At 67.3% G+C, this 26,444-nt stretch carries 30 protein-coding genes; 10 read left to right on the top strand and 20 right to left on the bottom strand.

Annotated features, from left to right (window positions below):
* Positions 1-3: 3 nt before the first annotated feature.
* The 8 genes from ACFU5V_RS02120 to ACFU5V_RS02085 form a co-directional block, all read right to left on the bottom strand.
* Positions 4-1,260: a hypothetical protein gene (locus ACFU5V_RS02120; RefSeq protein ID WP_378696467.1), complete on the bottom strand. Its 1,257-nt coding sequence runs from the start codon at positions 1,258-1,260 to the stop codon at positions 4-6.
* Positions 1,254-1,802: a nuclear transport factor 2 family protein gene (locus tag ACFU5V_RS02115; protein ID WP_378696466.1), complete on the bottom strand. Its 549-nt coding sequence runs from the start codon at positions 1,800-1,802 to the stop codon at positions 1,254-1,256. Before ACFU5V_RS02115 ends, ACFU5V_RS02120 begins: the two co-directional genes overlap by 7 nt.
* Positions 1,802-2,017 (bottom strand): ferredoxin, encoded by a 216-nt coding sequence (locus tag ACFU5V_RS02110; RefSeq protein WP_378696464.1) that lies wholly within the window; start codon positions 2,015-2,017, stop codon positions 1,802-1,804. The genes ACFU5V_RS02115 and ACFU5V_RS02110 overlap by 1 nt, the downstream gene beginning before the upstream one ends.
* The gene (locus ACFU5V_RS02105) at positions 2,017-3,369 is read right to left on the bottom strand and encodes a cytochrome P450 (RefSeq protein WP_378696462.1); all 1,353 of its coding nucleotides are present in this window, start codon (positions 3,367-3,369) and stop codon (positions 2,017-2,019) included. The genes ACFU5V_RS02110 and ACFU5V_RS02105 overlap by 1 nt, the downstream gene beginning before the upstream one ends.
* Complete coding sequence (locus ACFU5V_RS02100; RefSeq protein WP_378696460.1) at positions 3,366-4,151, bottom strand: SDR family oxidoreductase; 786 nt, start codon at positions 4,149-4,151, stop codon at positions 3,366-3,368. The genes ACFU5V_RS02105 and ACFU5V_RS02100 overlap by 4 nt, the downstream gene beginning before the upstream one ends.
* On the bottom strand, positions 4,144-5,370 hold the full coding sequence (locus tag ACFU5V_RS02095; RefSeq protein WP_378696458.1) for a cytochrome P450: 1,227 nt from the start codon (positions 5,368-5,370) through the stop codon (positions 4,144-4,146). The genes ACFU5V_RS02100 and ACFU5V_RS02095 overlap by 8 nt, the downstream gene beginning before the upstream one ends.
* Before the next feature lie 5 nt (positions 5,371-5,375).
* The gene (locus ACFU5V_RS02090) at positions 5,376-5,936 is read right to left on the bottom strand and encodes a TetR/AcrR family transcriptional regulator (protein WP_378696743.1); all 561 of its coding nucleotides are present in this window, start codon (positions 5,934-5,936) and stop codon (positions 5,376-5,378) included.
* Positions 5,937-5,999: 63 nt separating this feature from the next.
* Entirely contained in the window at positions 6,000-7,217 is a 1,218-nt protein-coding gene (locus tag ACFU5V_RS02085) for a cytochrome P450 (RefSeq protein ID WP_378696456.1), read from the bottom strand.
* Between the two features lie 85 nt (positions 7,218-7,302).
* On the opposite strand from ACFU5V_RS02085, the gene ACFU5V_RS02080 reads away from it, so the two are divergent.
* Complete coding sequence (locus ACFU5V_RS02080) at positions 7,303-7,908, top strand: TetR/AcrR family transcriptional regulator (protein WP_378696454.1); 606 nt, start codon at positions 7,303-7,305, stop codon at positions 7,906-7,908.
* Between the two features lie 36 nt (positions 7,909-7,944).
* On the opposite strand, the gene ACFU5V_RS02075 is transcribed toward ACFU5V_RS02080, so the two are convergent.
* Both ACFU5V_RS02075 and ACFU5V_RS02070 read right to left on the bottom strand, forming a co-directional pair.
* Complete coding sequence (locus tag ACFU5V_RS02075; RefSeq protein WP_378696452.1) at positions 7,945-8,517, bottom strand: PIN domain-containing protein; 573 nt, start codon at positions 8,515-8,517, stop codon at positions 7,945-7,947.
* 8 nt (positions 8,518-8,525) lie between these two features.
* Positions 8,526-9,080 (bottom strand): helix-turn-helix domain-containing protein, encoded by a 555-nt coding sequence (locus ACFU5V_RS02070; RefSeq protein ID WP_378696450.1) that lies wholly within the window; start codon positions 9,078-9,080, stop codon positions 8,526-8,528.
* 163 nt (positions 9,081-9,243) lie between these two features.
* On the opposite strand from ACFU5V_RS02070, the gene ACFU5V_RS02065 reads away from it, so the two are divergent.
* Positions 9,244-9,771, top strand: a complete 528-nt coding sequence (locus tag ACFU5V_RS02065; RefSeq protein WP_378696448.1) for a hypothetical protein — start codon at positions 9,244-9,246, stop codon at positions 9,769-9,771.
* 90 nt (positions 9,772-9,861) lie between these two features.
* Here the strand turns inward: ACFU5V_RS02065 and ACFU5V_RS02060 are convergent, their stop codons facing one another.
* The 3 genes from ACFU5V_RS02060 to ACFU5V_RS02050 all read right to left on the bottom strand — a co-directional run bounded on the left by ACFU5V_RS02060 (position 9,862) and on the right by ACFU5V_RS02050 (position 13,819).
* A complete protein-coding gene (locus ACFU5V_RS02060) occupies positions 9,862-10,056 on the bottom strand; it encodes a hypothetical protein (RefSeq protein ID WP_378696446.1) in 195 nt (64 codons plus the stop codon).
* A gap of 76 nt (positions 10,057-10,132) precedes the next feature.
* Positions 10,133-12,373, bottom strand: coding sequence for an NADP-dependent isocitrate dehydrogenase (locus tag ACFU5V_RS02055; RefSeq protein WP_378696444.1), 2,241 nt, complete (start codon positions 12,371-12,373; stop codon positions 10,133-10,135).
* 270 nt (positions 12,374-12,643) lie between these two features.
* Positions 12,644-13,819 (bottom strand): NADP-dependent malic enzyme, encoded by a 1,176-nt coding sequence (locus ACFU5V_RS02050; protein WP_378696442.1) that lies wholly within the window; start codon positions 13,817-13,819, stop codon positions 12,644-12,646.
* 95 nt (positions 13,820-13,914) lie between these two features.
* On the opposite strand from ACFU5V_RS02050, the gene ACFU5V_RS02045 reads away from it, so the two are divergent.
* Together ACFU5V_RS02045 and ACFU5V_RS02040 are read left to right on the top strand one after the other, a co-directional pair.
* Positions 13,915-14,103, top strand: a complete 189-nt coding sequence (locus ACFU5V_RS02045) for a hypothetical protein (RefSeq protein WP_378696440.1) — start codon at positions 13,915-13,917, stop codon at positions 14,101-14,103.
* The gene (locus tag ACFU5V_RS02040) at positions 14,100-14,429 is read left to right on the top strand and encodes an OsmC family protein (RefSeq protein WP_378696438.1); all 330 of its coding nucleotides are present in this window, start codon (positions 14,100-14,102) and stop codon (positions 14,427-14,429) included. Before ACFU5V_RS02045 ends, ACFU5V_RS02040 begins: the two co-directional genes overlap by 4 nt.
* A 79-nt stretch (positions 14,430-14,508) precedes the next feature.
* Here the strand turns inward: ACFU5V_RS02040 and ACFU5V_RS02035 are convergent, their stop codons facing one another.
* A complete protein-coding gene (locus ACFU5V_RS02035; protein ID WP_378696436.1) occupies positions 14,509-15,405 on the bottom strand; it encodes an SDR family NAD(P)-dependent oxidoreductase in 897 nt (298 codons plus the stop codon).
* 114 nt (positions 15,406-15,519) lie between these two features.
* On the opposite strand from ACFU5V_RS02035, the gene ACFU5V_RS02030 reads away from it, so the two are divergent.
* The 5 genes from ACFU5V_RS02030 to ACFU5V_RS02010 are packed head-to-tail and all read left to right on the top strand — an operon-like array spanning position 15,520 to position 19,707.
* Positions 15,520-16,989: an aldehyde dehydrogenase gene (locus ACFU5V_RS02030; protein ID WP_378696434.1), complete on the top strand. Its 1,470-nt coding sequence runs from the start codon at positions 15,520-15,522 to the stop codon at positions 16,987-16,989.
* 42 nt (positions 16,990-17,031) lie between these two features.
* A complete protein-coding gene (locus ACFU5V_RS02025) occupies positions 17,032-17,781 on the top strand; it encodes an SDR family oxidoreductase (protein WP_378696432.1) in 750 nt (249 codons plus the stop codon).
* Positions 17,778-18,659, top strand: coding sequence for an NAD(P)-dependent oxidoreductase (locus ACFU5V_RS02020; RefSeq protein WP_378696430.1), 882 nt, complete (start codon positions 17,778-17,780; stop codon positions 18,657-18,659). The genes ACFU5V_RS02025 and ACFU5V_RS02020 overlap by 4 nt, the downstream gene beginning before the upstream one ends.
* A complete protein-coding gene (locus tag ACFU5V_RS02015; RefSeq protein WP_087558137.1) occupies positions 18,656-19,048 on the top strand; it encodes a carboxymuconolactone decarboxylase family protein in 393 nt (130 codons plus the stop codon). The genes ACFU5V_RS02020 and ACFU5V_RS02015 overlap by 4 nt, the downstream gene beginning before the upstream one ends.
* Entirely contained in the window at positions 19,045-19,707 is a 663-nt protein-coding gene (locus tag ACFU5V_RS02010) for a class I SAM-dependent methyltransferase (RefSeq protein WP_378696428.1), read from the top strand. The genes ACFU5V_RS02015 and ACFU5V_RS02010 overlap by 4 nt, the downstream gene beginning before the upstream one ends.
* On the opposite strand, the gene ACFU5V_RS02005 is transcribed toward ACFU5V_RS02010, so the two are convergent.
* The 6 genes from ACFU5V_RS02005 to ACFU5V_RS01980 form a co-directional block, all read right to left on the bottom strand.
* A complete protein-coding gene (locus ACFU5V_RS02005) occupies positions 19,683-20,771 on the bottom strand; it encodes a prenyltransferase (RefSeq protein WP_378696426.1) in 1,089 nt (362 codons plus the stop codon). The two genes, ACFU5V_RS02010 and ACFU5V_RS02005, sit on opposite strands and share 25 nt — an antisense overlap.
* The gene (locus ACFU5V_RS02000; RefSeq protein ID WP_011597010.1) at positions 20,768-21,508 is read right to left on the bottom strand and encodes a class I SAM-dependent methyltransferase; all 741 of its coding nucleotides are present in this window, start codon (positions 21,506-21,508) and stop codon (positions 20,768-20,770) included. Before ACFU5V_RS02000 ends, ACFU5V_RS02005 begins: the two co-directional genes overlap by 4 nt.
* A complete protein-coding gene (locus ACFU5V_RS01995; RefSeq protein ID WP_378696424.1) occupies positions 21,502-22,749 on the bottom strand; it encodes a glycosyltransferase family 4 protein in 1,248 nt (415 codons plus the stop codon). The genes ACFU5V_RS02000 and ACFU5V_RS01995 overlap by 7 nt, the downstream gene beginning before the upstream one ends.
* Before the next feature lie 90 nt (positions 22,750-22,839).
* Positions 22,840-23,703 (bottom strand): TIGR03619 family F420-dependent LLM class oxidoreductase, encoded by an 864-nt coding sequence (locus tag ACFU5V_RS01990; protein WP_378440518.1) that lies wholly within the window; start codon positions 23,701-23,703, stop codon positions 22,840-22,842.
* Positions 23,704-23,902: 199 nt separating this feature from the next.
* Positions 23,903-24,817 (bottom strand): SDR family oxidoreductase, encoded by a 915-nt coding sequence (locus ACFU5V_RS01985; protein WP_378696422.1) that lies wholly within the window; start codon positions 24,815-24,817, stop codon positions 23,903-23,905.
* Positions 24,814-25,602 (bottom strand): SDR family oxidoreductase, encoded by a 789-nt coding sequence (locus ACFU5V_RS01980; RefSeq protein ID WP_378441548.1) that lies wholly within the window; start codon positions 25,600-25,602, stop codon positions 24,814-24,816. Before ACFU5V_RS01980 ends, ACFU5V_RS01985 begins: the two co-directional genes overlap by 4 nt.
* A 61-nt stretch (positions 25,603-25,663) precedes the next feature.
* Here ACFU5V_RS01980 and echA20 point away from each other — a divergent pair, with 61 nt between their 5' ends.
* Positions 25,664-26,440, top strand: a complete 777-nt coding sequence (gene echA20 / locus ACFU5V_RS01975) for a (7aS)-7a-methyl-1,5-dioxo-2,3,5,6,7,7a-hexahydro-1H-indene-carboxyl-CoA hydrolase (protein ID WP_072938840.1) — start codon at positions 25,664-25,666, stop codon at positions 26,438-26,440.
* Positions 26,441-26,444 lie beyond the last annotated feature (4 nt).

Genomic DNA, 26,444 nt, shown 5'->3' with positions numbered 1-26,444 from the left:
CTCTCAGACGACGGTGAGCGGAAGGGGAATCCCTCGATCGGTGAAGGCGAAATCGGCCCCGGTGCTGAACCGCGTGAGCGCGACCTCGGGCGCCTCCTTCGCGGGCGGTTCACCGGTCACGACCTCCACCGTCAGCGCCGTGTCCGTCTCCTCGACCACCTGCACGGCGAACTTCGGCGACACCCCGCGCACCAGGGCGGTCAACGGCGCGAGATGCTCGCCGTCGATCATGGACGGCCACGCCCCGTCGACCGACGCTCCGCACTCGCGGCCGAGGGTCAGCAGCAGTCGGTGGTCGAGGGAGATCGTGACGTCCACGTACTGACGGGGATTGAGCGCCGGGTGCACGGAGAGGACGACGGCCAGGCCCTCCAGATCCGCGGGCAGCCCCAGCGCGTTCCGGATCCGCTCCGACGTGAGGCCGGCGATGCCGGTGAGTTGCTTGCGAGCGATGTCGAGCGCGCCGTCGCCATCGGCACGTGCCCGTACCGCGAGCAGGAAACCGAGGGTCAGCAGGTGCTGCTGCACACACACCTCCTCCGCGATCCGGGTCAGCGCCGAATGGGAGAAATCCGGGAACCGCAGATCGGCGAGGAGCGCGCCCGCGTAGTCATGCAGTCCCGGACCGCCGGTGTCGATCGGCGACAACTCGACCGTCGCCGCCCGCGACTTCCCCACCGTCACCAGCCCGTCCGGAATCGGGGGCGGCACATGTGCGTCGTCGATGGTGACCGTCCAGAGGCAGTGCGGTGTCCGGTCCGCGGGCCGTCGCGGCGGACGGTGCACGGGACGCACCTGCGCGTGCGGGTTGGTGGCCAGGGCGGTGGCGTCGAACGTCGGGTCCTCGATGTCGTGACACATCGCCGTGACGTACTCGACGCCCATCGGTTCGACGTCCATCAGCGCCCCGCAGTGATCCAGCCAGAACTCGCCGTGGTCGTGATCGGTGACGCGGTACCGGAAATCCATGAACTGGGGCGGCGCACCGATGTCGAGTTGCAGGCCCTTGAAGATCGTGACGACGCCGTCGCCCTCGAACCCCAGCGCGCGCTGCATCCGCCGCGCGTAGATCGGGCTCGACGCCATCCACTCCTCGATCGCCACCTGCGTCATGCCCTCACGACCGAACGCCCCGATGAGGTGCGGCATCCCGGAGCGGTCGATGAGGTGACCGCACAGCAGCAGTTCCGGCACGAGGATCGCCAGATCCTCGCGTGACAGATCCGCGAACGACGCCGGAACCTTCACCGTGCTCACCACAGCGGGACCGGGGCCTTCCCAACCGGATACCACCCCGGCAGCCGACCCGACGTCGCGCGCTGGATCCGCGCGTTCATGCCGTCGGACATCGCGTTGTTCGTGATCATCTCGAGGAACAGGCTCGAGACGTTGCCGAAGTCGAAGAAGTCACGCTGCCAGGACCATTGGAAGTTCCCGCCGTACCGGAACCAGCTGCCACCGATCCCGGTGACCTGATAGTGCGTGCCGTCGTCGCGGGTGCGTTCGGACACCTGCTTCCAGAATCCGATGACGTCGCCGCTGCGGTCGTCGATGACGAACTGCTGATACGGGTACTGCCAGCCCTCGAGCCCGTCCATCTCCTGCCCGAGCGCGAGATCACGGATCTCGTCCCGGCCGACGGCCATGAAGTCGTCCTTCGGCCCGTAGTTCCATCCGTACGTGGCGTCCTCGGTGTACATCTCGGCCAGCGGCTTCCAGTCGCCGAGCGACTCGCAGCGCTTGTTCTCGTCCACCCAGCGCTGCACCATCTCGTCGAGTTCGGCGCGGTCGAAAGGGGCCATCAGGATTCTCCTTCTGAGTCGGTGTCCGCGAGGATCCGCAGGGCCTGGGTCGGGCAGAAACGCACGGCGCTCTCGACCTCCGCGCGCAGGTTCTCGGGTGGGTCGCTGTCGAGGATCTCGACCTTGCCGTGCTTGGGGACGGCGAAGACGTCGGGTGCCTCCATCTCGCACACGGCGTGGCCCTGACACAGGTCGAGGTCGGCTTCGACTTTCATCACGTGCTTCGCTTCCGGTACCTGACGGTGCACGGCTGCTGCAGTTGCACCACCATCTTGCTGTGATCGTTGCGGTAGGTCTCGGACGGTTGCGCCATCTCGAACTCCCAGTCCTGCAGGAGGATCGAGAAGATCGCCTTCAGTTGCATCAGGGCGAACGCCGCCCCGACGCAGCGGTGCCTGCCTGCGCCGAACGGGATCCACGTCCAGCGGTTGACGATGTCTTCCTGGTTGGGGTCGATATACCGCTCCGGGTCGAATGTGTCCGGGTTCGGAAAGTCCTCCGCGATCCGGTTGGAGATGGCCGGGGTCGCCGCCACCAGATCGTTCTCGGCGATCCGGTAGCCGCCGACCTCGAACTCGCCCCGCGCGACACGCAGCAGGATGATGAGCGGCGGGTGCAGCCGCAGCGTCTCCTTCAGTACCGCTTCGAGTTTCGGGATCTGCCGGAGCGCTCCGAAACTGATGTCGGAGCCGTCCGAATACAGGTCGTCGAGTTCCGCGACCACCTGCTTGGCGTAGTCCGGGTGCCGCAGCAGTTCGATCAGCGTCCAGGCCGCGGTGCCGGACGTGGTGTGGTGCCCGGCGAACATCATCGAGATGAACATGCCGGTGATCTCGTCGGCGGTGAAGCGCTCGTTTCCGTCCTCGTCCTTGATCGAGACGAGCACGTCGAGCATGTCCCGGTCCTCCTTGCCCTGCGGAGGATTCTGGATGCGCCCGGTCATGATGTCCTGGACGAGGGCCACCAACTGCACCCGCGCCTCGTCCCGCCTGCGGAAGCTCTCGATGTCGGCGTACGCGTCGACGTAGGCGATGGGGTCGGTGCCCTGCTCGAGTTCGTGGTACAGGTGCGCGAACCTGCCGTCGAGCTGTTCCCGGAACTTCGTGCCGATCAGACAGGCCGAGGACGTGTAGATGGTCAGCTCCGCGAAGAATTCGAGGAGGTCGATCTCGCCCTCGTCGCCCCACTGCGCCACCATCCGGTCGACCTCGTGGGCGATCGTCGCGGCGTGCCCCTTCATCTGCTCACCGCGCAGCGCCTGGTTGTGCAGCATCTCCTTGCGGCGCTCGGGGCTTGCGTCGAACACGACCCCCTCACCGAAGATCGGCTTCATGAACGGATAGGCGGCCTGCTGGTCGAGATCCTCGTCGGTGGAGCGGAAGAAGAATTCGTTGGCCTCGGCGCCCGACAGCAGCACCACCTTCTTGTCGGCGAGCTGGAAGACGCCGACGTTTCCGCATTCTTCCCGGACGCGGCGCATCAGCGCGATGGGGTCGGTGCGCAATTCCTCGAGATGTCCGTGCTCGTGCTCTCCACCGGACACACGTTGCGGGCTGGCCGGATTCATTCTCCGTCCTTTCGCAGGGGCGCCTCGGGCTGCACCTCGATCAGCACCAGGTGCGCGCCGCGGGGTGCGCCGACGGCGGCGACGACGGCGTCCGCGATCGCGGAGGCGCGCAGGAAGTACGAGTGCCGGGCAAATCCCCATTTCGCCCAGTCTTCGAGGACGGGTCCGATGACCTCCTCGGTGGTGTTCATCCCCATCGACGTCTGGGTGGGCCCCGGCCGTACGACGGACGCCCGGACACCGGTGCCTTCCAGTTCCATGCGCATCTGCCGGCCCATCATCTCGACACCGGCCTTCGCCGCGTTGTAGGCCCCCATCCGGGGCCGGGGCGAGTCGGCGCAATCGGATCCGATGAGGACGAAGTCTCCGCGGCGGCGTTCGATCATGCCGGGAAGTATGCGGTGCGCGAGACGTTGCGCCCCGACGAGATGGACGTTGACCTGGTTCAGGAACTGCTCCGGGTCCATCTCGTGTGCGACGGAGAACTCCAGGTCACCGGCCCCCGACAACGCGATCTCGATGGGGCCCAGCGCGTTCTCCGCGGCGGTGACGAAGTCGTCGACCGACGCGGTGTCGGTGACGTCGAGGAAGTGCGCGAACGCTTCTCCCCCGTTGCTGCGGATCTTCTCCGCGATCTCCTCGCACTCGGCCACCCGGCGGGCCCCGAGCGCGACGGGGTGGCCGGCCTCGGCGAGCGCGTAGGCCGTCGCCGTGCCGATTCCCGACGACGCCCCGGCGACGATCGACGGACGGCGCTGCGGATTGGGTTCGAACCTAGGCATCGCGGACCTGCACTTTCAGTGGGAGGGTGGCGAAACCGCGCACGTTTGTCGAGTGGACCCGCACGCTGTTCGCCTCGTCGACGTCGTAATCGTCTATGCGGGAAACGAGTTCGGTGAGCGCGATCCGCGCTTCGAGCCGGGCCATGTGGGCGCCGAGGCAGAAGTGGGTGCCACCGCCGAAGCTCGCGAGCTTGTTGGACGTGTCCCGGCCGATCCGGTATTCGTCGGCGTCCTCGAATACCGCCGAGTCGCGGTTCGCGGAGCCGATGAGGATGAGTACCTTGTCGCCGGCGGGGATCGTGCGGTCGTGGAAGTCCAGGTCGACGGCCGCCGTCCGCGCGACCATCTGGCTGGATGTGTCGAAGCGCAGCGTCTCCTCCACCCAGTCGGGCACGCGGCTCACGTCGTCGAACACGTGCCTGACCTCGTCCGGGTAGCGGAACCCCCAGAAGAGCGCGTTGCCGAGAAGTTTGGTGGTGGTCTCGTTGCCCGCCACCACCATCAGGAACATGAACGCGATGATCTCGTCGTCGGTGAGCCGGTCGCCGTCGATCTCCGCCTCGAGCAGGGCGGACGTGAGGTCCTCGGTCGGCTTCCTGCGCCGCTCCGCCAGCATGTCGGCGTAGTAGCCGACGAGATGGAGCGACGCCTCCATTGCGGCGTGCGGCACGTCGAGGACGCCCTCCTCGCGATGCACCACCAGATCGGCGAGCCGCCGGAGTTCGCCGCGGTCGGCCTCGGGCACCCCCATCAACTCCGAGATCACGTCCATCGGGAGTTTGCCGGCGAACTCGGCGATCCAGTCGAACTCGCCCGCGTCGAGCGCCGGGTCGAGGTACCGGCGGGTCAGGTCCAGAATTCGCCCCTCGAGTTCGTTCACCCTCCTCGGAGTGAACCCACGCGACACCAGCTGGCGCATCCGCATGTGCCGCGGATCATCCAGCGCGAGAAAGGACATCGTCTTGTGGGCGTGCGGACCGTAGGCGGCCGGGTCGAGCGACACCCCGTTCGCGCTCGACAGGCGCTGGTTGTCCCGGAACGCCGCGACGACGTCCGCGTGCCGTGACAACGCCCAGAAGTCGAGTTCCTCGTTGTAGTAGGCCGGTGCTTCTTCCCGCAGTCTTCGATACGTGACGTACGGATCTTCATGGAAGCCATAGTCGTACGGATTGAACATTACCGGATTGTGTGACACCCCGGGCATCGAGGCTGCGGTCATGGCATCTACTCCAGAATCAGCTTGGCGGAAGTTTCGAGTCGATCGGCGAACTGGGCGTAGGACCCGTATCCCATTCCCGCGCGGACCAGGCCGCCGGCGTACAGCAGCTCCAGCGCCTCGAGGACGTCGGGGTCGTGGCCGTCACCCAGTGCGGTGGCGAGGCGGTCGCGGATCTCCAGCCCGATGCGGGCGCGGAGGTGCTCCACGTCGGGGTCGCGGCCGAGTAGCGCGTTGGTGACGGCTCCGGCGAGTTCGGGTTCGTCCGCCACCAGCAGGGCGATGTGGCGGAGCACGGCGACGACGCGTCCGGTGCGGTCGAGTCCGTCGTCCGCCGGCTGCGGTGAGGCGGCGAGCCGCCGCCAGAAGACCTCGGCGACGAGGTGCTCCTTCGACGAGAAGTACGTGTACGCCGTCGCGGGCGCGACGCCGGCGATCCCGGCCACCGAACGGACGGTGAGCCCGGCGAAGCCCTCTTCACGCAGTACTTCGACGGCCGCCCTGGTGAGGCGGTCGACGGTGTCGGCCTGCTTCTCGGTGAGACGGCGGCGGGTGGACTCGAAATTCATACTACTGGACACGTGTCTGGACGCTACTACAGTTTCCGGTGGCTGGCAACGAAAATCGGGGTCTCACACCGGACTGCGCGGATGAATCCGCACGGGCATCGTCTTGATCCCGCTGATAAAGTTCGACCGCAGCCGGGACACCGGCCCGGTGGGTTCCACACGGTCGATCCGCGCGGCGAGGGTCTCGAACAGAGTCCTCAGTTCGAGCCGCGCCAGGTGCGCGCCGAGACAGAAGTGCGCCCCGCTACCGCCGAACGCGATCTGCGGGTTGGGACTCCGGCCGATGTCGAACCGGTACGGTTCGTCGAATACCGCCTCGTCCCGGTTCGCGCTCGGGTAGTAGATCACGACCTTGTCGCCGGCCCGGACCAACTGGTCGCCGATGTACGCGTCCCGGGTGGCGGTGCGCCGGAAATCCATCACCGGGGTCACCCACCGCAGGATCTCTTCCACCGCGCTCGCGGCCAGTTCGGGCTCCGACTGCAGTCGCCGCCACTGATCGGGATGGTCGATGAACGCCTGCATCCCACCGGCGGTCGCGTTGCGCGTCGTCTCGTTCCCCGCCACCACGAGCAGGACGAAGAACATGTTGAATTCCATCTCGGTGAGCGTGTCGCCGTTCTCGTCCGGCTGCACGAGTGTGGTGACGATGTCGTCCCGCGGCTCGATGCGGCGTTGTGCAGCAAGCTCGTTCGCGTACAGGAAGATCTCGGCCGCGGCCATCTCCCCGTCGGCCTGGGTGGTGCCGTACTCGGGATCGTCGAAGCCGATCATCCGGTTGGACCAGTCGTACAGCCTGTCGACGTCCCCGGGCGGTGCGCCCAGCAGTGCCGCGATGACCTCGAGCGGAAGTGGCGCCGCCGCCTCGGGGACGAAGTCGACGTCACGCGCCTCGAGCAGTCGGTCGACGATCCGGGTGCAGATGTCGCGGATGTGGCCCTCGAGCACCTTCACCGCGCGCGGGGTGAATCCGCGACTGACCAGGTGCCGCAACCGGGTGTGGTCGGGCGGGTCGAGGTTGACGAGCATGGCGGCCTGCTTCGCGCGGGTCTGCTCGTCGAAGTCGTCGATCTGGGTGGTGCCCACCGCAGACGAGAACGTCGTGCTGTCGCGGGACACGGCGACGACGTCGGCGTGCCTGGTCACCGCCCAGAATCCGGTGCCGTTCTCCTCGGGTTGCCAGTAGACGGGTTCGCTCGCCCGCAGGTGGTCGAAGAACGCGTAGGGCACTCCCTCGGTGTAGACGTCGGGGGATTTCAGATCAATCCGAGATGCGGTCATTCACTGCTCCTCGATCCGATAAACGAATGGGATGCGTCTTAAACTACACACTTTCATTTAGAATGGAAGACCGTATGCTGAGGTCATGGCGAAAGGACAGAACGCACCGATCCGACGTCGCACCCTCACCCGCGACAAGGTCATCGATGCCGCGATCGAGATCATCGACGAACTCGGCTGGGAGCAACTGTCGATGACGAGCCTCTCGGCGCGGCTGAACGTCGTCACCGCCTCGCTGTACAACCACGTCCACAACCTCGACGACATCCGCGGCGCCGTTCAGGTGCGCACCATGACAGAACTCGGCGCGCACCTGCGCGAGATCGCCATGGGCCGAACCGGTCCCGACGGCCTCCGCGCCCTCGTCGACGCGCACCGCGCCTGGGCGACCGCGCATCCGCACCGGTACCAGACACTCACCACCAGCCCCGTCGACCGGGACGCCTTCATCTCCGCCGCACTCGACGCCAACACGGCACTCCGCACGATGCTGGCGTCGTGCGGACTGCCACCCGAAGACACCCTCGACGCCGCCGTCAGCGTCTTCGCCGCCATGCACGGCTTCGTGATGCTGGTGAACACCGACTTCCTCGGCGACGAATTGGATTTGGACTCGATCTACGAATCCGTACTGCGCGGAGCACTCGCCAGCGTCGGGCGGCCGGAGCGCACACCCACTTCGACCGCGTAGCGAAACCGGAATGACGATTGGGCACTGCCCGATCGATCACCCTCGATCGCGGAGCAGCGCTACAGCGTCGTTCAAGCCGTATCGAACCACCAACTGCTCGAGGACCTCGTCGAAGGACATCGGCGGCCGCGCGAGACGCGTCGCGAGCATGTCCACCGACCGGGCCGCCGCTGCCGGCGATACCGACACCGCATCGGCAGCAAACTCGGCCGGCGACACCACCTGAATGTGCCCCGGAACCCGTTCGGGTGGAAAGTCTTTCCGATTGAGGGTGACGATGACCCCGGCACCGCCGACCACGGCGGCCGCCAGGACGTGCTCATCATCGGGGTCCGGCAGCAAGAATGTGCCGTCAAGCGGCTCCCAACCGGTCACCAGGGCATCGCCGAAATGCTCACGCATGGTGCCGACGAGCCGGGAACTGGCCGCGCACGCCGCCGCCGGGGAGTGCCCACGCCGTTCCAGCTTGGCCGCCTCATGAAACTCGAGTTCGTCGAGAATCACCTCGGACCACAACGGCCGATACAGGCCCTCGACTGCCATCGACAGCAGAAAGTCCCGCTGCAGACTCGGCCAGAGGACACACGTATCCAAGACCGCCGCGAACACCCGGCAGGCTACCGATCACCCGCCACTGCGGAACGACCCGCGCGGCGGCGCTCCGCGACTGCTTTCCGCGCGATCTTCAACTGCTCCGCAACCTCCGCAGGATCGTCCTCGTCGTCGATCTGGACCGCGGTCTGCGCCAGCGCCTCGTACTGCCGGGCGCGGCGCTGCTGCTGGTACTCGAGCACATCACGCAGCAGCAGTCGGTGCCGCGTGCCGACCTTCTCCGCAGGCAACTCGCCCACGTCGATCAACCGACGCACTGTCGGCCTACTCACCCCAAGCAGATCCGCGGCCTGCTGCGTCGTCAGCATCGTCGCCCTCGGCGCCACCGTCACCGCGCGACCGGCCTGCAACGCGGCCACGACCTGCTTTAGTGCCGCGTGCACCTCCGCCGGTAACTCGACCTGATCATCCTCGTTCGCACCGACCAGCAGATACCGTGGCTCGACGCGATCGCCGCGGCGCCGCTCGTGCGCGTCGAGAAAGCTGACCACCGCCGCCAACCTCGCACCCTGCGCTGTCTTCGGAAGATATGTGTGCTGATCCAGCGCCTGCGCACCCATGACCGAACCCCTTCCGTATCGAAACAATCGTAACAGCTTTCGAATCCTTCGAAAGAACCGTGGTGTCGCGACCCGACGGCAATTCACCGAAACCATTCCGATCGGTCGCTTTTTGCTGCACCATTCACAGAGGACGACACGCCCCGACGAACAGGACACCAGGATGCGCACGATCGCCCGATCCACCCTCCTCGCCGCAGCGACCATCCCCCTGGCCATCGCCGCTGCGCCGGCATCTGCCGCCGAGGCCACCGACGTCACCTACGCCTTCGGCGTCGACGGATCGACCGTCACCAACACGATCACCAACAACACCGGTACCACCATCGGCTGCACGACCTCGCTCGCCCTCGCCCCCGACGGCGTGCTCCCACCGATTGCCGAAGTCGTCGGCCCCGGACAATCCCTCTACCAGCAAGACGACATACCACCCGGGACGACCACACAGTCGGTACTCGACGTCCCCGACGGCTCCTATGTCGCACTGGCCTCTTGTTCTCGCAGCGACACGGACCCTGCGCTGTGGGTGTCCGACTACCCCGGCGTCGAGCAATTCCTGGTCCAGTTCCCGATGCCCGCCTACACCGTGGAGCAAGCGTCCTCGGTCGTCATCGTGCCGAGCGTTGCCGCCGCGCCACCCGCCGTCGCCATCCCCGACGCGAGTGATCTGGGCAAAATCTTCGGCAGCTGACCGTATTCGTCACCGCACACGTCGACGCCCTCGAACAATCCGAGTAAGCACCATCGAACACTGCTGTTCCCCAAAAGCGCTGCAACACAGTCAGTCCGGGGTGAAGAACAACTCCATCCCGATGAAGAACCACACCACCAACGCAGCCATCGGCACGAACGCGCACACCAACGGCAGAGCGAACTGCCGGACCGTGCGCCACGGCACCGTCATCAGGCCGCATGCCACCACCATCACGGCAGGCCCCGCCCAGCTGACCCAGTACTCGACCGCGGCGGTCGACACTGAAATGCGTTGTACGGGAGAAACTCCGGAAACCACGACACCCCCGGGTCCGACCCGGGGGTGTCGTGGTTCAGGCTCAGCTTTGCGCGGCCTCCAGCGCGCTGTTCAACGTCGCGCTCGGACGCATCACAGCGGCGGTCTTGTCGTCGTCCAGCTTGTAGTAGCCGCCGATGTCGACCGCGCTGCCCTGCACCTCGATGAGTTCCCGCACGATGGTGTCTTCGTTCTCGTCCAGTGCCTGGGTGAGCGTTGTGAAGCGTTCCGCCAGTTCCTTGTCGTCGCTTTGCGCGGCAAGTTCGTGCGCCCAGTACTTCGCGAGGTAGAACTGGCTGCCCCGGTTGTCGAGCTCGCCGGTCTTACGGGACGGGCTCTTGTTCTCGTCCAGCAGCTTGCCGGTGGCCGCATCGAGCGTCTTGGCGAGGATCTTCGCGCGCTCGTTGTCGGTCTTGGTGCCGAGTTCCTCCAGGCTGACGGCCAAGGCCAGGAACTCACCGAGCGAATCCCAGCGCAGGTGGTTCTCCTCCACCAGCTGCTTGACGTGCTTGGGCGCCGAGCCGCCGGCACCCGTCTCGTACATGCCGCCACCGGCCATCAGCGGCACGATGGACAGCATCTTCGCGCTGGTGCCGAGTTCCAGGATCGGGAACAGGTCGGTGAGGTAGTCGCGCAGGATGTTGCCGGTCGCGGCGATGGTGTCCAACCCTCGGATCAGGCGTTCCAGCGTGTACCGCATCGAGCGCACCTGGGACATGATCTGGATGTCGAGGCCCTCGGTGTCGTGATCCTTCAGGTACAGGTTGACCTTCTTGATCAGTTCGTTCTCGTGCGGGCGGTACGGGTCGAGCCAGAACAGGACCGGCATGCCGGAGTTGCGTGCCCGGGTGACCGCGAGCTTGACCCAGTCGCGGATCGGTGCGTCCTTGACGGTGCACATGCGCCAGATGTCGCCGGCCTCGACGTGCTGGGTGAGCAGCACCTCACCGGTCTCGACGTCCACGAAGTTGGCGTCGCCCTCCTCCGGAATCTCGAAGGTCTTGTCGTGCGAGCCGTACTCCTCGGCCTTCTGCGCCATGAGTCCGACGTTGGGGACCGTACCCATGGTCGTCGGGTCGAATGCGCCGTTGGTCTTACAGAAGTTGATGATCTCCTGGTAGATGCGCGCGAACGTGGACTCCGGCATCACGGCCTTGGCGTCCTTGGGCCGTCCGTCCGCGCCGTACATCTTGCCGCCCGAGCGGATCATCGCGGGCATCGAGGCGTCCACGATCACATCGCTGGGCGAATGGAAGTTCGAGATGCCGCGGGCGGAGTCGACCATGGCCAACTCGGGACGGTGCTCGTGGCAGTCGTGCAGGTCCTGGATGATCTCCTCGCGCTGCGTACTGGGCAGCGACTCGATCTTGTCGTACAGGTCACCGAGGCCGTTGTTGACGTTGACGCCCAGTTCGTCGAACAGCGCCTGATGCTTGGCGAAAGCATCCTTGTAGAACGTCTTCACCGCGTGGCCGAAGACGATGGGGTGCGAAACCTTCATCATCGTTGCCTTGACGTGGAGCGAGAACATGACGCCCGTCTTGCGCGCGTCCTCCATCTGCTCCTCGTAGAAGTCGAGCAACGCCTTCTTGCTCATGAACATGCTGTCCATGATGTCGCCCTCGCCCAAGTCCACCTCGGGCTTGAGGACGATCGTCTCGCCGGCCTTCGTGACCAGCTCCATCCGGACCTTGCGCGGCCGGTCCAGCGTCACCGACTTCTCGGAGTGGTAGAAGTCGCCGTGGCGCATGTGTGCGACGTGGCTCCGCGAGGCCATCGACCACTCGTCCATGCTGTGCGGGTGCTTGCGGGCGTACTGCTTGACCGCCCGGGGTGCGCGACGGTCGGAGTTGCCCTCACGCAGGACCGGGTTGACCGCACTGCCGAGGATCTTGCCGTAGCGCTGCCGGATGTCGCGCTCCTCGTCGGACTTGGGGTCGTCCGGGAAGTCGGGAATCTTGTAGCCCTTGCCCTGCAGTTCCTTGATGGCGGCCAGGAGTTGCGGCACGGACGCGCTGATGTTGGGCAGTTTGATGATGTTCGTCTCGGGCAGCTGCGTCAGGCGGCCCAGCTCGGCGAGGTTGTCGGGGACGCGCTGCTCTTCGGTGAGGTTCTCCGGGAACTCGGCCAGGATCCTCGACGCCACCGAGATGTCGCTGGAGTCGACCTCGATGCCCGCGGCACCGGCGAAGGTCCGCACGATCGGCAGGAAGGCGTGGGTCGCGAGCAGCGGCGCCTCGTCGGTCAACGTGTAGATGATGGTCGGCGGCTTATGGGCGCTCATTTGTTTGTTGTTCTCCCGCGTCAGTTCGGTTAAATTCACAGGTTTTGCGTGCAGTTATCGGATCGCGACGAGTATCAGGTTACGTTGCGACATCGCCGACGACTTGTTCGAGCACCGCTACCCGCGAGTAACAAACCTGCTGCCTTCCTGGGCCCAATTCGAACCGGGGATAGAAGTCCCGGAAGGCGACCGCGGGAAGATCGCGGCTCCGCCGCCCGTGCGTGGTTGACGAGTGCAGAGACTCCTTAACCACGCACGGGCGCGAAGCGCCTATCGCGCAGCGGCGGCGACTGCCTCCGCGACAGCCGGTGCGACGCGAGGATCGAGCGGGCTGGGAACGATCCTGTCCACAGCCACCTCGTCACCGACAACCGAGAGGATCGCCTCGGCGGCGGCGAGCTTCATGCCCTCGGTGATCCGCCGGGCACCGGCATCGAGCGCACCCCGGAACACACCGGGGAAGGCCAGCACATTGTTGATCTGATTCGGGAAATCCGACCGCCCGGTCGCGACGATCGCCGCATGCCTGCGGGCAATGTCGGGATGGATCTCCGGGTCCGGGTTCGACAACGCGAACACGATCGAACCCTCCGCCATCGTCGCGATCAACTCCTCCGGCACGGTCCCAGCGGACACCCCGAGGAACACATCCGCCCCGTCCAGGGCCCGGGCGATACCGCCGCGGCGGCCGGCCGGGTTCGTGCGCGCGGCCAGATCCGTCTTGACCTCGTTCAGGTCACCGCGGTCGGCCGAGACGATGCCCTTCGAATCCAGCACCGTCACGTCCGCGATGCCCGCGGCGAGCAGAATGTTCGCGCACGCCACACCCGCGGCGCCCGCACCGGAGATGACGACCCGCAGGCCGGACAACTCCCGGCCCTGGACCTTCACCGCACCCTTCAATGCGGCGAGGACCACGATCGCGGTGCCGTGCTGGTCGTCGTGCATCACCGGGCAGTCCAGCGCCTCGATGACGCGCCGTTCGATCTCGAAGCAGCGCGGCGCGGAGATGTCCTCGAGGTTGACGGCACCGAAGCTCGGGCGCAGCCTGATCAGGGTCTCGACGATCTCGTCCGGGTCCTTCGTGTCCAGGACCAGCGGGATCGAGTTCAACCCGGCGAAATTCTTGAACAGGGCCGACTTGCCCTCCATCACCGGCAGCGAGGCACGGGGCCCGATGTCCCCGAGGCCGAGCACCGCGGAACCATCACTGACGACGACCACCAGCCGGCTGGCCCAGGTGTAGCGGTCGGCGAGGGTCTCGTCGGCAGCGATGGCGCGGGAAACCTGCGCCACCCCCGGGGTGTAGGCGATCGACAGATCCCGCTGAGTGTTCAGCGAGGTCGTCAACTCCACGGACAGCTTTCCCCCGACGTGGCCGGCGAAGATCTCCTCGTCGGTCAGTTCGATCTTCTGCGATGCTGTGGGTTCGGACACGATGGCCATTCTCCACTCATTCCCTTTCGTATCGACGATCCACCTCAGCGTGTCGTCACGATCGATCAGGGTGGGCGCGCCCTGCGCAAGGAGCTCTCGACGCCGTGGCGTCATTGCTCCACGACGACGTCGGGACAGATGCGCAGCGTTTGCTGGCCGACTACCTGTCCCCTCAATACGGTCCCGATCCACGGGACGTCCGCGCTGCTGGCGCAAGTGCGATCGAATGGCTTGCAGGGGTGTTGAATACAGGCGGGAACACCGCCGCAGACTTCTACGAGGCGGTTCGATGAGCACTTCTCGACGTGAGCAACTGATCGTGCACGCGCTGCCCGGGACCCATGGCACGACGGTCACCGCGCGCAGGCACGAGTTGACGATCGACGAAACCCAGCAGTACGGCGGGCACGATTCCGGCGCAAACCCGGTAGAACACATGCTCGCCGGTATCGCATCCGTCTCACTCGTGGTGCTTCGGCTCCTCGGCGAGGTCGCCATAGCCGAGTCCGCCGCGCTTCCCTACCTCGCGGCTCGTCGACCCGGCCAGGCACTGATCGACGCCGCAGCCTCGGTAGCGGAAGAGGTCTCCGTGCGCGCATCGGCCACCGCGGGAGTGTGATCGGGCCACCGCCGGCGGCGTAGACCACCGCCACGCACGGCACGACATCCGTAAGGCGCCGCGCCTCAACTTACTACCCTCACAGGTCAGGTGATGCCGCACCCACCAGCCCCGCCAGTTCGTCGAGCGACCACGGCGGCTCGGTCGCGTGGTCGCGGTAGGCCAGCAGTGCCGGAGTCGGGCGATCGAATCTGCCGACATAGCAACCTGATCCGGCGAATATTCCGCCGGTGATGCCTGCGGCGAGGTCGCTGGCGAGGAAGACGTACAGCTGGGCGACGTAATCGGCGGGCGCCGGATGCAGCGAGCCGTACCGCGTTGCGTCGTCGAGCAGTCCCCTCCTGTGCAGTTGATCGATGTGCTGTTCGTACTCCACCCCCTCGGACAGTCGGGTCTTCGCGCCGGGGCAGACGACGTTGGCGCGCACGCCGGATTCGGCCAGTTCGGCGGCGACAGCGAGGGTCAGGCTGTTGACGGCGCCCTTGCCGGCGGGATATCCGGTTCCGCCGTAGTCGCCCAGGAAGGCGAACGAGCTCGTGTTCACGATCGCCCCGCTGCCGCGTTCGGCCATCAGCGGCGCGACGGCCCGGCACGTGCGGAACGTCGCTGTCAGGTGCGCATCGATCAGGTCCCGCCACTGCTCGTCGGTGACGGTGAGAATGGACGACCCCGCGGGCTCCGCGACGCCCGCGCAGTTGATCAGGACGTCCACGGCACCGAACGCGCATTCCGCGGCGTCGACCAGCGCCTCCGCGATCCCGTCGGCGGCGGCGGAACCCGCGACCGCGATCGCGCGGCCGCCGCGGAGCACGATCTCGTCGGCCACCTTCTCCGCCGCGTCCCGATCGCGGCCGTTGACGACGACACCGGCGCCCTCCGCGGCGAGCGCGTGCGCCACGGCCCGCCCTATTCCCCTGCTCGAGCCGGTGACAATCGCCCCTCGCCCGTCCAGTCGCCTTGTCTCACCTGCCGTCATTGCACCTCCACCGAACTCGTCATTGCGGCATCCAGTTGTTCAAACTATAGTCCAGACACATGTCCAGTTTTCAGAGATCGCTGTGACACTCACCCGACTCGGAAGCGAAAATCCATGACTCTGCGCCCCACCGACAGCTCTGCTCTCCTGATCGACGGCAAACTGATTCCGGGTTCCGGCGGCACGTTCGAGGTGATCAACCCGGCCACCGAGGAAGTGCTGGGACGGGCCGCCGACGCAACCGAGTCCGACATGGACGCCGCGATCGCCGCGGCCCGGCGAGCCTTCGACCACACGACGTGGTCCCGCGACCACGGCTTCCGCGCCCGCTGCCTGCGACAGCTGCGCGACGTACTGCAATCCCACATCGAGGAACTGCGCGACCTCACCATCGCGGAGGTCGGCGCCCCAGCCTTCCTCACCAGCGGACCGCAACTCGAGGGCCCGGTTGCCGACCTCGGCTACTTCGCAGACCTCGCCGAAAGCTACTCCTGGGAACAGGATCTGGGCGTCGCCGAACCGATGGGCGTCAGGACCCGCCGACGCGTCCTCAAGGAGGCCGTCGGGGTGGTCGGGGCCATCACACCGTGGAACTTCCCGCACCAGATCAACTTCGCCAAGATCGGCCCCGCGCTGGCGGCCGGCAACACGGTGGTGCTCAAACCCGCACCCGACACTCCCTGGTGCGCCGCCCTCGTCGGGCACCTCATCGCGGAGGAGACCGATCTTCCGGCCGGTGTCGTCAACATCGTCACGTCGAGCGACCATGCTCTCGGCGCACAGCTGTCCACCGACCCCCGCGTCGACCTAGTGTCGTTCACCGGTTCGACCACCACGGGGAAGGCCGTCATGGCGGCGGCGTCCGAATCGTTGAAGAAGGTGTTCCTCGAACTCGGCGGCAAATCCGCTTTCATCGTGCTCGACGACGCCGACCTCGCCGGGGCGTGCGGGGTCGCCGCGTTCACCGTCTCCACCCACGCGGGACAGGGCTGCGCCATCACCACCCGGCTGCTGGTGCCCCGCGACAAGTACGACGAGGCAGTCGAGGCGACGGCCCGCACACTCGGCGGACTGAGCGCGGGCGATCCTGCGAATCCCGGCACCATATGCGGGCCGCTCATTTCCGCCCGGCAGCGTGCCCGGGTCGAGGAGTACCTGCGACTCGCCCGGGAGGAGGGCGGCACGATCGTGGTCGGCGGCGGGCGCCCCGCCGATCGGGACCGCGGTTTCTTCGTCGAACCCACCCTGATCAGCGGCCTCGACAACACCGCGAGGGTGGCCCGGGAAGAGATCTTCGGACCGGTGCTGGTGATCATTCCGCACGACGGCGACGAGGACGCGATCAGCATCGCCAACGACTCGCCGTACGGGCTGTCCGGATCGGTGTGGGGCACGGATCCCGCACGGGTGCAGCGGGTGGTCGAGGGCGTGCGCACCGGCACGCTCAGCGTCAACGGCGGTGTCTGGTATTCCGCCGACGCCCCGTTCGGCGGTTACAAGCAGTCCGGAATCGGCCGCGAGATGGGTGTGGCCGGGTTCGAGGAATACCTGGAAACCAAGCTGGTCGCGGAGCCGGCCCGATAATCCGCCGGCGAGCCGGCCCGATAACGCAGGGAGTCAATCGATATGGGACGTTTCGACGGTAAGACGGCCATCGTCACCGGCGCCGCACAGGGCATCGGCGAGGGGTACGCGCGTGCTCTTGCCCGCGAGGGCGCCAACGTGGTGGTGGCCGACCTCAACGCGGAACTCGGCGAGACGGTGGCCAAGCAGATCGCCGCCGACGGCGGGAACGCGGTGTTCAAGGACGTCGACGTCGCCGACGAGGCTTCGGCACAGGAACTCGCGGCGTTCACCGTCGAGAAGTTCGGCGGCATCGATCATCTGGTGAACAACGCCGCGATCTACGGCGGCATGAAGCTCGACCTGCTGATTACCGTGCCGTGGGACTACTACAAGAAGTTCATGGCCGTGAACTTCGACGGCGCCCTCAACGTGACGCGCGCCGTGTGGCCGGCGATGAACGAGCGCGGGGGCGGCTCCATCGTCAATCAGTCGTCGACGGCGGCGTGGCTGTACTCCGGCTTCTACGGCCTCGCGAAGGTCGGGATCAACGGACTCACCCAGCAGTTGGCCCACGAGGTGGGCGGCATGAACATCCGGGTCAACGCCATCGCGCCCGGGCCGATCGACACCGAGGCCACCCGCACCGTAACGCCGGGAAATATGGTGGCAGACATGGTGAAAACGTTGCCGCTCAAAAGGATGGGCACCCCCGACGACCTCGTCGGCGCCTGCCTGTTCCTCCTCTCCGACGAGGCGAGCTGGATCACCGGGCAGATCTTCAACGTCGACGGCGGGCAGATCTTCCGATGACCACGACGCAGCAGGTGTCGGTCGGCTACATCGGCCTCGGCAACATGGGTGCGCCGATGGCGAAGCGGCTGCTCGACCGGCCGGGCACACTCATCGTGTGCGACACCCGGCCGGAGGCGCTGGAACCGTTCCGGAAGGCCGGCGCGAAGGTCACGACGAGTCCGCGGGAGGTGGCGGCGAACGCGGACGTCATCTCGGTGACCGTGCTGAACGACGAGCAGGTCCGCGCGGTGGTCGCCGAACTGCTCGACACAGCGCGACCGGGCACGGTCGTGGCCGTGCACTCCACCATCAGCGACGTCACCGCGGTCGAACTCGCCGACCGTTGCCGGGCGCACGGCGTCGACCTGATCGACGCACCCGTCAGCGGCGGCGCCCCCGGGGCACACCAGGGGAAGCTGGCGGTGATGGTCGGGGCGAGCGAAGACGCGTTCGAGAAGGTCCGGGAGCCGTTCGGGCACTGGGCCGAACTCGTCGTGCACGCGGGCGACGTGGGCGCGGGCACCCGGATGAAACTGGCCCGGAACCTGCTGCATTTCGTCTCGTTCACCGCCGCCGCCGAGGCGCAGCGGCTCGCCGAGGCCGCCGGTCTCGACATCACCGAACTCGGAAAGGTGGTCCGCCACACCGACGCGATCACCGGTGGTGCCGGCGCGATCATGCTCCGCGACACCACCGACCCGCTCGACGTGAACGACAACTGGTACCCGATCATGTCCCATGTCCGGGACCTCGGGGAGAAGGACCTGTCGCTGGCGATCGGACTCGGCACCCGGCTCGACGTCGCGTTGCCATTCGCGCGCCTCGCGCTGTCGGGGCTCGGCCCGGGGCTCGGCGTCGACAGCACCGTGGACGAGCACGAGGAGGAGCAGCCATGACCGACGACACCCGCACCCGCGGCCTGGCCATGATGGAGAAGGTCTACGGATTCGAGATGCAGGACGGCCCCGGCGCGCATTTCGCCGTCACCGCCGACCACCTGTTCGCCGACATCTGGTCACGACCGGGGCTGAGCATCCGCGACCGCCGGCTTCTGCTGCTCGGTGCGCTCACCGCGCAGGGACTCGTCGATGTCGCCGAGATCCAGGTGGGCGCGGCCCTGCACAACGAGGAACTGGACGAGGACCAACTCCGGGAGATCGCCCTGTTCCTGTGCCACTACGTGGGCTGGCCGTTGGGGACGAAACTCGACGCAATGATCGGCGGAGTGCTACACAAGCGGAAGAAGGCGGCCAGAGCGGCCGCCCCGGACGCAGAGGCCACATGAGCACCGAACATCTGACACCAGAGCTACTTCGACTCGCCGACTCCGTCCCCGGCTTCATGCCGGAGGACGAGGGGACAGCCCTGCACGAGGCCGCGATGCTGTACCTGACTCCCGGTGGGGTGGGCGTCGAGATCGGCACGTACTGCGGCCGCTCCACGATCTACCTGGGGGCAGCGGCCAGGGCGCGCGGCGCCCGCGTCGTCACCGTCGATCACCATCACGGTTCCGAGGAGCACCAGCCGGGCTGGGAGTTTCACGAGCCGGCGTTCGTCGACCCGCACACCGGTCGGCTCGACACGGTCGGCCGGTTCCGGCACACGATGGCGGATTCGGGGCTCGAGGAGTACGTGGTGGCGGTGCTGGGGCGGTCGTCGACGGTCGCGACGTTCTGGCGCACCCCCGTGGACTTCGTGTTCATCGACGGCGGGCACACGTCGGAGGCGGCGTCGGCGGATCTCGAGGGGTGGGCGCCGTGGGTGAACGTGGGCGGCGCCCTGGTGATTCACGACGTGTTCCCGGATCCGGCCGACGGCGGGCGGCCGCCGTTCGAGATCTACGAACGAGCCCTGGCGTCAGTACAATTCAAGGAGACGTCCGTCACCGGCTCGCTGCGCGTTCTCGAGCGGGTGGGCGGTCAGACCGGCGAACCGCTGGCATGACAGTAGTCGCCGCACCGGTCGGGGCCGATCGGTAGTCCCACGGGCAGCGCCGCGTCCCGGAAGATCCCGTGTCCGGGCGTGGTGCGGGACAACGCGTCCGCGGCGAGGATCATCGCACCGCCCGTCCACGTGGTCTGCTCGACCGGCCACCGTTTGCCGTCGCTGTAGACGAGTCCGGTCCAGTACGAGCCGTCCGGATCCCGCAGGTGCTGCATGGCGGTGAACTGCGCGAGCGCGCGGGCGTGCTCCCCCATCGCGTCGAGCGCCAGCACCAGCTCACACGTTTCGGCGCCGGTCACCCACGGCCGGTGGTCCACGCAGCGGATGCCCAGCCCCTCGACCACGAAATCGTCCCACCGCGAGTCGATACGGTCCGACGCGGCCTCACCGCGGACGGCGCCCCCGAGGATCGGGTAGTACCAGTCCATGGAGTATTCGTCCTTGATCGCGAACGACTCCGGGTGCTGCCTGATCGCGTGCCCAAGTGTGTATTTCGCGAACTCCCATTCCGGTTGCGGGTCGTCGACCAACCGGGCGAGCAGCAGACCACAGTGCAGGCTGTGGTGAATGCTGGAGTTCCCGGTCAGCAGCGCCTCCGCACAGTCCTGCCCGTTCTCGCCGCGGGCCCACCAGATTTCGCCGCTGAGCGCCTGCATGTCGACGACGAAGTCGAGTCCGCCCTGCACCGACGGCCACAGCCTGTCGACGAAGTTCCGGTCGCCGGTGATCAGGTAGTGGTGCCACACCCCGACCGCAAGGTAGGCGCAGAAATTGCTGTCGGAATCGTGATTCTCGACGGTCCCGTCGCGGAACTTCATCGGCCACGAACCGTCCGGTCGCTGCGTGCGCCGCGACCACTCGTACGCGCCCTCCGCCTCGTCGCGCAGTCCGGCCGCGGTGAGCGCCATGGCGGATTCGACGTGATCCCACGGGTCGGTGTGCCCGCCGGCAAACCACGGCAGCGCCCCCGACGACTCCTGCGCTGCCGCGATCGACCGTGCCGTCTGTCGGACCTGGCTCTCCGACAGCACGTTCGGTACCGACGGGACGCCGGCGGCTCTCACCGCGGCGCCTTCACCACGCTCGGTTCCCTGGGCTTCTCGAGGTAGAACACGACGCTCTTGCCGACCACCGGGTTGAGCACCTTCTCCGCGGTGCGCGTCAGCCAGGGCGCTTTCATCATGTCCCACACCAGAACCTGGTGGTAGGCCTTCGCTAGGGGATTGTCGTTGTTCTCCACTCCCACCGCGCACTTGAGCCACCAGTACGGGGAATGCAGGGCGTGCGCGTGGTCGCGGCCCCGCACCTCCAGCCCGGCGGCGGTGAGCTTCTCCGCCAGTTCGTCGGCGCGGTAGATGCGGACGTGACCGCCCTCCACCTCGTGGTACGCGTCGGACAGCGCCCAGCAGATCTTCTCCGGCAGCCACCGCGGAACCGTCACCGCCGCAACACCACCCGGCTTGAGGATGCGAGTCAGCTCGGCGATGGCGCGGCCGTCGCGCGGAACGTGTTCGAGGACCTCGGAGATGAGGACGACGTCGAACGTCGCATCCTCGTACGGCAGGTTCAGCGCGTCGCCGACCTCCACCCGCGCCGAGGCGCCCGCGGGGACCTCGCCGACCTCGGCCATCGCCACGAACATCTTCTCGACGTCCGCGAGTTCGTCGGCGTTCTGGTCGAAGGCGATGACGTCGGCGCCGCGTCGATACAGCTCGAACGAGTGCCGTCCGGCACCGGCCCCGATGTCGATCACCTTGTCGCCGGGCTTCACACCCAGCCGGTCGAAGTCCACGGTCAGCACGATCGGCCTCCTTGACGGGTCTGCGCTATCGCTTCGGCATAGGTTTGCGCGGTTGTCGCGGCCACGGCGGCCCAGCTGTAGCGCTCGAGCACGCGGCGGCGACCACCGTCGCCGAGCAGGCCGCGGCGCTGCGGGTCGTCGAGCAACGCGCCCAGCACGTCCGCGAGTTCCTGCGGGTCGCCGGGCGTCACCAGCACTCCCGCCTCCTCGTCCGTTCCGACCACCTCGGGAATGGCACCTGCACGGCTCGCGACCAGCGGGGTGCCGCACGCCATCGCCTCGACGGCAGGCAGCGAGAAGCCTTCGTACAGCGACGGCACGCACGCGACGTCGGCGGACGCCAGCAGCGCGGCCAGTTCTGCGTCGTCGATGCCCGACACGGTTCGGACGACGTCACCGATGGCCAATTCCTCGATGAGCTTCTCCGTGACTCCGCCGGGTGCCAGCTTGGTGACCAGCACCAGTTCGACGGCGCGCTCGGTGTGCACCTTCGCGACGGCTTCGAGGAGCGTCGACACCCCCTTCAGCGGCATGTCGGCGCTGGCCACGCACACGACGCGGCCCGGAACCCGTTCGGCGGCCGGGGGTCGGAACACCTCGGTGTCCACCCCCAGCGGAACGGTCCGCAGGTTCGCGGCGGGAACGTCGAACGCGGCGCTGATGTCGTCGGCGGACGACTGCGACACCGTCAGCAGTGCGGGGATGGCGCGCGCCACCCGTTTCTGCATGCGCAGGAAGCCGTACCAGCGACGGACCGTCACCTTGCGCCACCACTTCGCCGACGCCAGGTCCAGCTCGCGGTCGCGGGTGATCGGATGGTGGATGGTGGCGACCACGGGGAGCCCGGCCTTCCGGAGTTGCAGCAGCCCGTAGCCGAGGCACTGGTTGTCGTGCACCACGTCGAACTCGTCGGCCCGCTTCTTCAGCAGTCGCGCGGCGCGGAGGCTGAACGTGAGCGGTTCCGGGAAACCGGCCGTCCACATGGTCGCGACCTCGAGCACGTCGACGGCGTCGCGGAACTCACGGGGGTGCGGCGTTCTGAACGGATCCGGCTCGCGGTACAGGTCGAGGCTGGGGACCTTCGTCAGCGTCACCCGGGGGTCGACGTCCGGGTACGGCTGGCCCGAGAACACCTCCACCTGATGGCCGAGTTCGACCAGCTCACGGCTGAGATGGCGGACGTACACACCCTGCCCACCGCAGTGGGGCTTGCTTCGGTACGACAAGAGTGCGATGCGCACGGACTTCGGCCTCTCCTCGAGCAGTTGGCAAGCAATACTAGAACACGTTCTTACTCGGGGTGTGTCCTTGTTCCATCCAACCGCACTCACTCACCCCACCGCGGTCGACTCGCGCAATCCCTCGAGTTTTCCCGCCAGGCGTCCGAGGTAGGCGAGGACCTCCTCCTCGCTGCGGTCGGGCACTCCGTACACCACTTCGGTGACGCCGAGGTCCTTCCATCGGCGCAACTTGTCGACGTCCGGTTTGCCGTCGAGCACGACGATCCGCGGTTCGCCGTCCCTGCCGGCCTCGCGCCACATCCGCTGCAGCGCGGCGACGCGGTCGTCGATGTCCTGCTCGATCGGAGTGGTCATCCAGCCGTCGGCGGATTTCACGATCCACCGGAAGTTCTTGTCGTTGCCGGCGGCGCCGACGACCACCGGCGGCACCCGCACCGGCTTGGGCCACGCCCAGCTCGGACCGAAGCTCACGAACTCGCCGTCATAGGACGCCTCGTCCTGCGTCCACAACGCGCGCATCGCCTCGAGGTACTCCCGCAGCATCGTCCGCCGCCGCCCCGGCGGGACGTTGTGGTCGGTGAGCTCGTCCAGATTCCACCCGTACCCCACGCCGAGGATCACCCGCCCGCCGCTGAGGTGGTCGAGCGAGGCGATCGTCTTGGCCAGCGTGATCGGATCGTGCTCCACGGGCAGCGCCACCGACGTGCCCAGTTCGATCCGCTCCGTGACCGCAGCCGCCGTGGCGAGGGCCACCCACGGGTCGAGGGTGCGCATGTAGCGGTCGTCGGGCAGCGACGCGTCCCCCGTCTGAGGATGCGCCGCATCGCGTTTCACCGGAATGTGTGTGTGCTCGGGCACGTAGAACGAGTCGAATCCGGCGGCCTCTGCACCCCTCGCGGCCGAGGCCGGCTCGATCCCGCGGTCACTCGTAAACAACGTTATGCCGAATTTCACGAATTCTCCTTGGCCGAGAGCCATTTCCTTCATGCACAGTAACTTCTGGACACCTGTTTATCAATGTGTCCAAACAACTATCCAGTTCTCCGCGCGGCCGGACGAACGGGACGCTCGTTCGATCTGACGCAACGGGCGTCCCGTTCGTCCCCCAGGTGAGCGGCAATGCGTCCCCCGGCACACATCGCCACTCACCTGCTCAGGCGCCGTAGACCGGGACCGGGTCCTCCGCCTTCGCGAGCAGGTCCGCGACGACGGGCCCGATCTCCTTCGGCTCCCAGCGCGCACCCTTGTCCTGGGCCGGGCCGTGCCGCCAGCCCTCGGCGACGGTGATCTTGCCTCCCTCGACCTCGAACACGCGACCGCTCACATCCTTCGACTCCACACTCCCGAGCCACACGACGAGCGGGGAGATGTTCTCCGGCGCCATCGCGTCGAAGCCCTCCTCGGGGGCGGCCATCGCCTCGGCCATCGCACCACCGGCGCCCACCGTCATCCGGGTACGGGCGGCGGGCGCGATCGCGTTGACGGTGACGCCGTAGTTCTTCAACTCCGCGGCCGCCTGAATGGTCAGCTCCGCGATCCCCGCCTTCGCGGCGGCGTAGTTGCCCTGCCCGATCGAGCCCTGCAGTCCGGCACCGGAACTGGTGTTGACGACTCGGGCGTCGATCGGATTGCCCGCCTTCGCCTCGGCCCGCCAGTACGCGGCGGCGTGCCGCAGCGTCGCGAAATGCCCCTTGAGATGCACCCGTACGACGGCGTCCCACTCCTGCTCGCTCATCCCGACGAGCATGCGGTCGCGCAGGAATCCGGCGTTGTTCACCAGCACGTCGAGCCGCCCGTACGTGTCGATCGCCGTCCGGATCAGGTTCTCGGCCCCGGCCCAGTCCGCGACGTCGTCGCCGTTGACGACGGCCTCGCCACCTGCGGCCACGATCTCCGCGACCACCTGCTCGGCGGGACTCTCCCCGGTCGCGGAACCGTCGAGTCCGGCCCCGATGTCGTTGACCACGACCTTCGCCCCCTCGGCGGCGAACGCCAGCGCGTGGGCGCGTCCGATTCCGCGCCCGGCGCCCGTCACGATGACGACGCGACCGTCGACCACTCCACTCATGCCTTCTCCTCTGTAGATACTGTTGCTGCCGCCAGGAAGGCGGGTCGTTCCCCGCCGCCGTGGACGGTCAGTGTCGAACCGCTGACGTACGCCGCCAACGGTGAAGCCAGGAATACCGCGCAGTTGCCGACATCCTCGGGGCAGGCCATCCGGCCCAGCGGGACCGTGTTCCCGACGGCCGCGATTCCCGCCTCGTCCCCGTAGTGCAGGTGCGCGAGTTCGGTGCGAACCAGGCCGACGACCACCGAGTTGACCCGCACCTTCGGCGCCCACTCGACCGCCAGGCTGGTGGTCAGGCTGTCGACGCCGGCCTTCGCCGCCCCGTACGCCGCAGTGCCCGGCGAGGGCCGCGACCCGCTGACACTGGAGATGTTGACGATCACGCCACCCGAATCCTGGGTCTGCATCTGAGCGTTCGCGACCTGCGAGACGAGCAGCGGGGCAAGGAGGTTCAGCTCGACGATCTTCGAGTGGAACTTCGGGCTCGCGTCCGCTGCGAGGGCGAACGGCGCCCCGCCGGCATTGTTGACCAGGACGTCGAGGCGGCCGTGCCGCTCGACGATCCGGTCGACGAGACCCTGTACCTGCTCCGGGTCGCGGATGTCGCACGGTAGGAATTCGGCGGCGCGTCCGTCCACCGCCACGGGGTCGTCGCCCGGCCGGCGAGCGCAGGCGACCACCGTCGCCCCCGCCCGCAGGAAGGTGCGGCTGATGCCCGCGCCCACCCCGCGAACTCCGCCGGTCACGAGCACGACGCTTCCGGTCATGTTGGAACCTGTTTCCATCGTGCTACCCTACCAAGCAATTGCTTGGTGCGTGAAGTGCGGATCTGACGAGGAGAAAACAGTGGGAATTCGGAGCGAGACAGATCCGGGGGGCATCACCACGGTCACCGTCGACTACCCGCCCGTGAATGCCATCCCCTCCCGGGGCTGGTTCGAGCTGGCAGACGCCGTGCTCGACGCGGGCCGGAACCCGGACACCCACGTGGTGATCCTGCGAGCGGAGGGACGCGGGTTCAACGCCGGCGTCGACATCAAGGAAATGCAGGCCACCGAGGGGTACGGCGCGCTGGTCGACGCCAACCGGGGCTGCGCGGCCGCGTTCGCCGCCGTCTACGACTGCGCCGTGCCCGTGGTGGTCGCGGTCAACGGGTTCTGCGTCGGCGGCGGCATCGGGCTGGTCGGCAACGCCGACGTGATCGTGGCATCCGACGACGCCGTCTTCGGACTGCCCGAGGTCGACCGCGGGGCGCTCGGCGCCGCCACCCACCTCGCCCGGCTCGTCCCCCAGCACATGATGCGCACCCTGTACTACACGGCGCAGAACGTCACCGCCCAGCAACTCCAGCATTTCGGGTCGGTGTACGAGGTGGTGCCACGCGAGAAACTCGACGACACCGCCCGCGACATCGCCGCCAAGATCGCGGCCAAGGACACCCGGGTCATCCGCTGCGCCAAGGAGGCGATCAACGGCATCGACCCCGTCGACGTGAAGACCAGTTACCGCCTCGAGCAGGGCTACACCTTCGAACTCAACCTCGCGGGCGTCGCGGACGAGCACCGCGACGAGTTCGTCGAAACCGGCAAGCCCCGCTCCAACTCGAACAACAGGAAAGGCTGACATC

The sequence above is a fragment of the Rhodococcus sp. NPDC057529 genome (genome assembly GCF_042802055.1).
GTDB lineage: Bacteria > Actinomycetota > Actinomycetes > Mycobacteriales > Mycobacteriaceae > Rhodococcus_F.
Note: the sequence above shows the minus strand (reverse complement) of the source record. Positions and strands in the feature narration are given on the sequence as shown.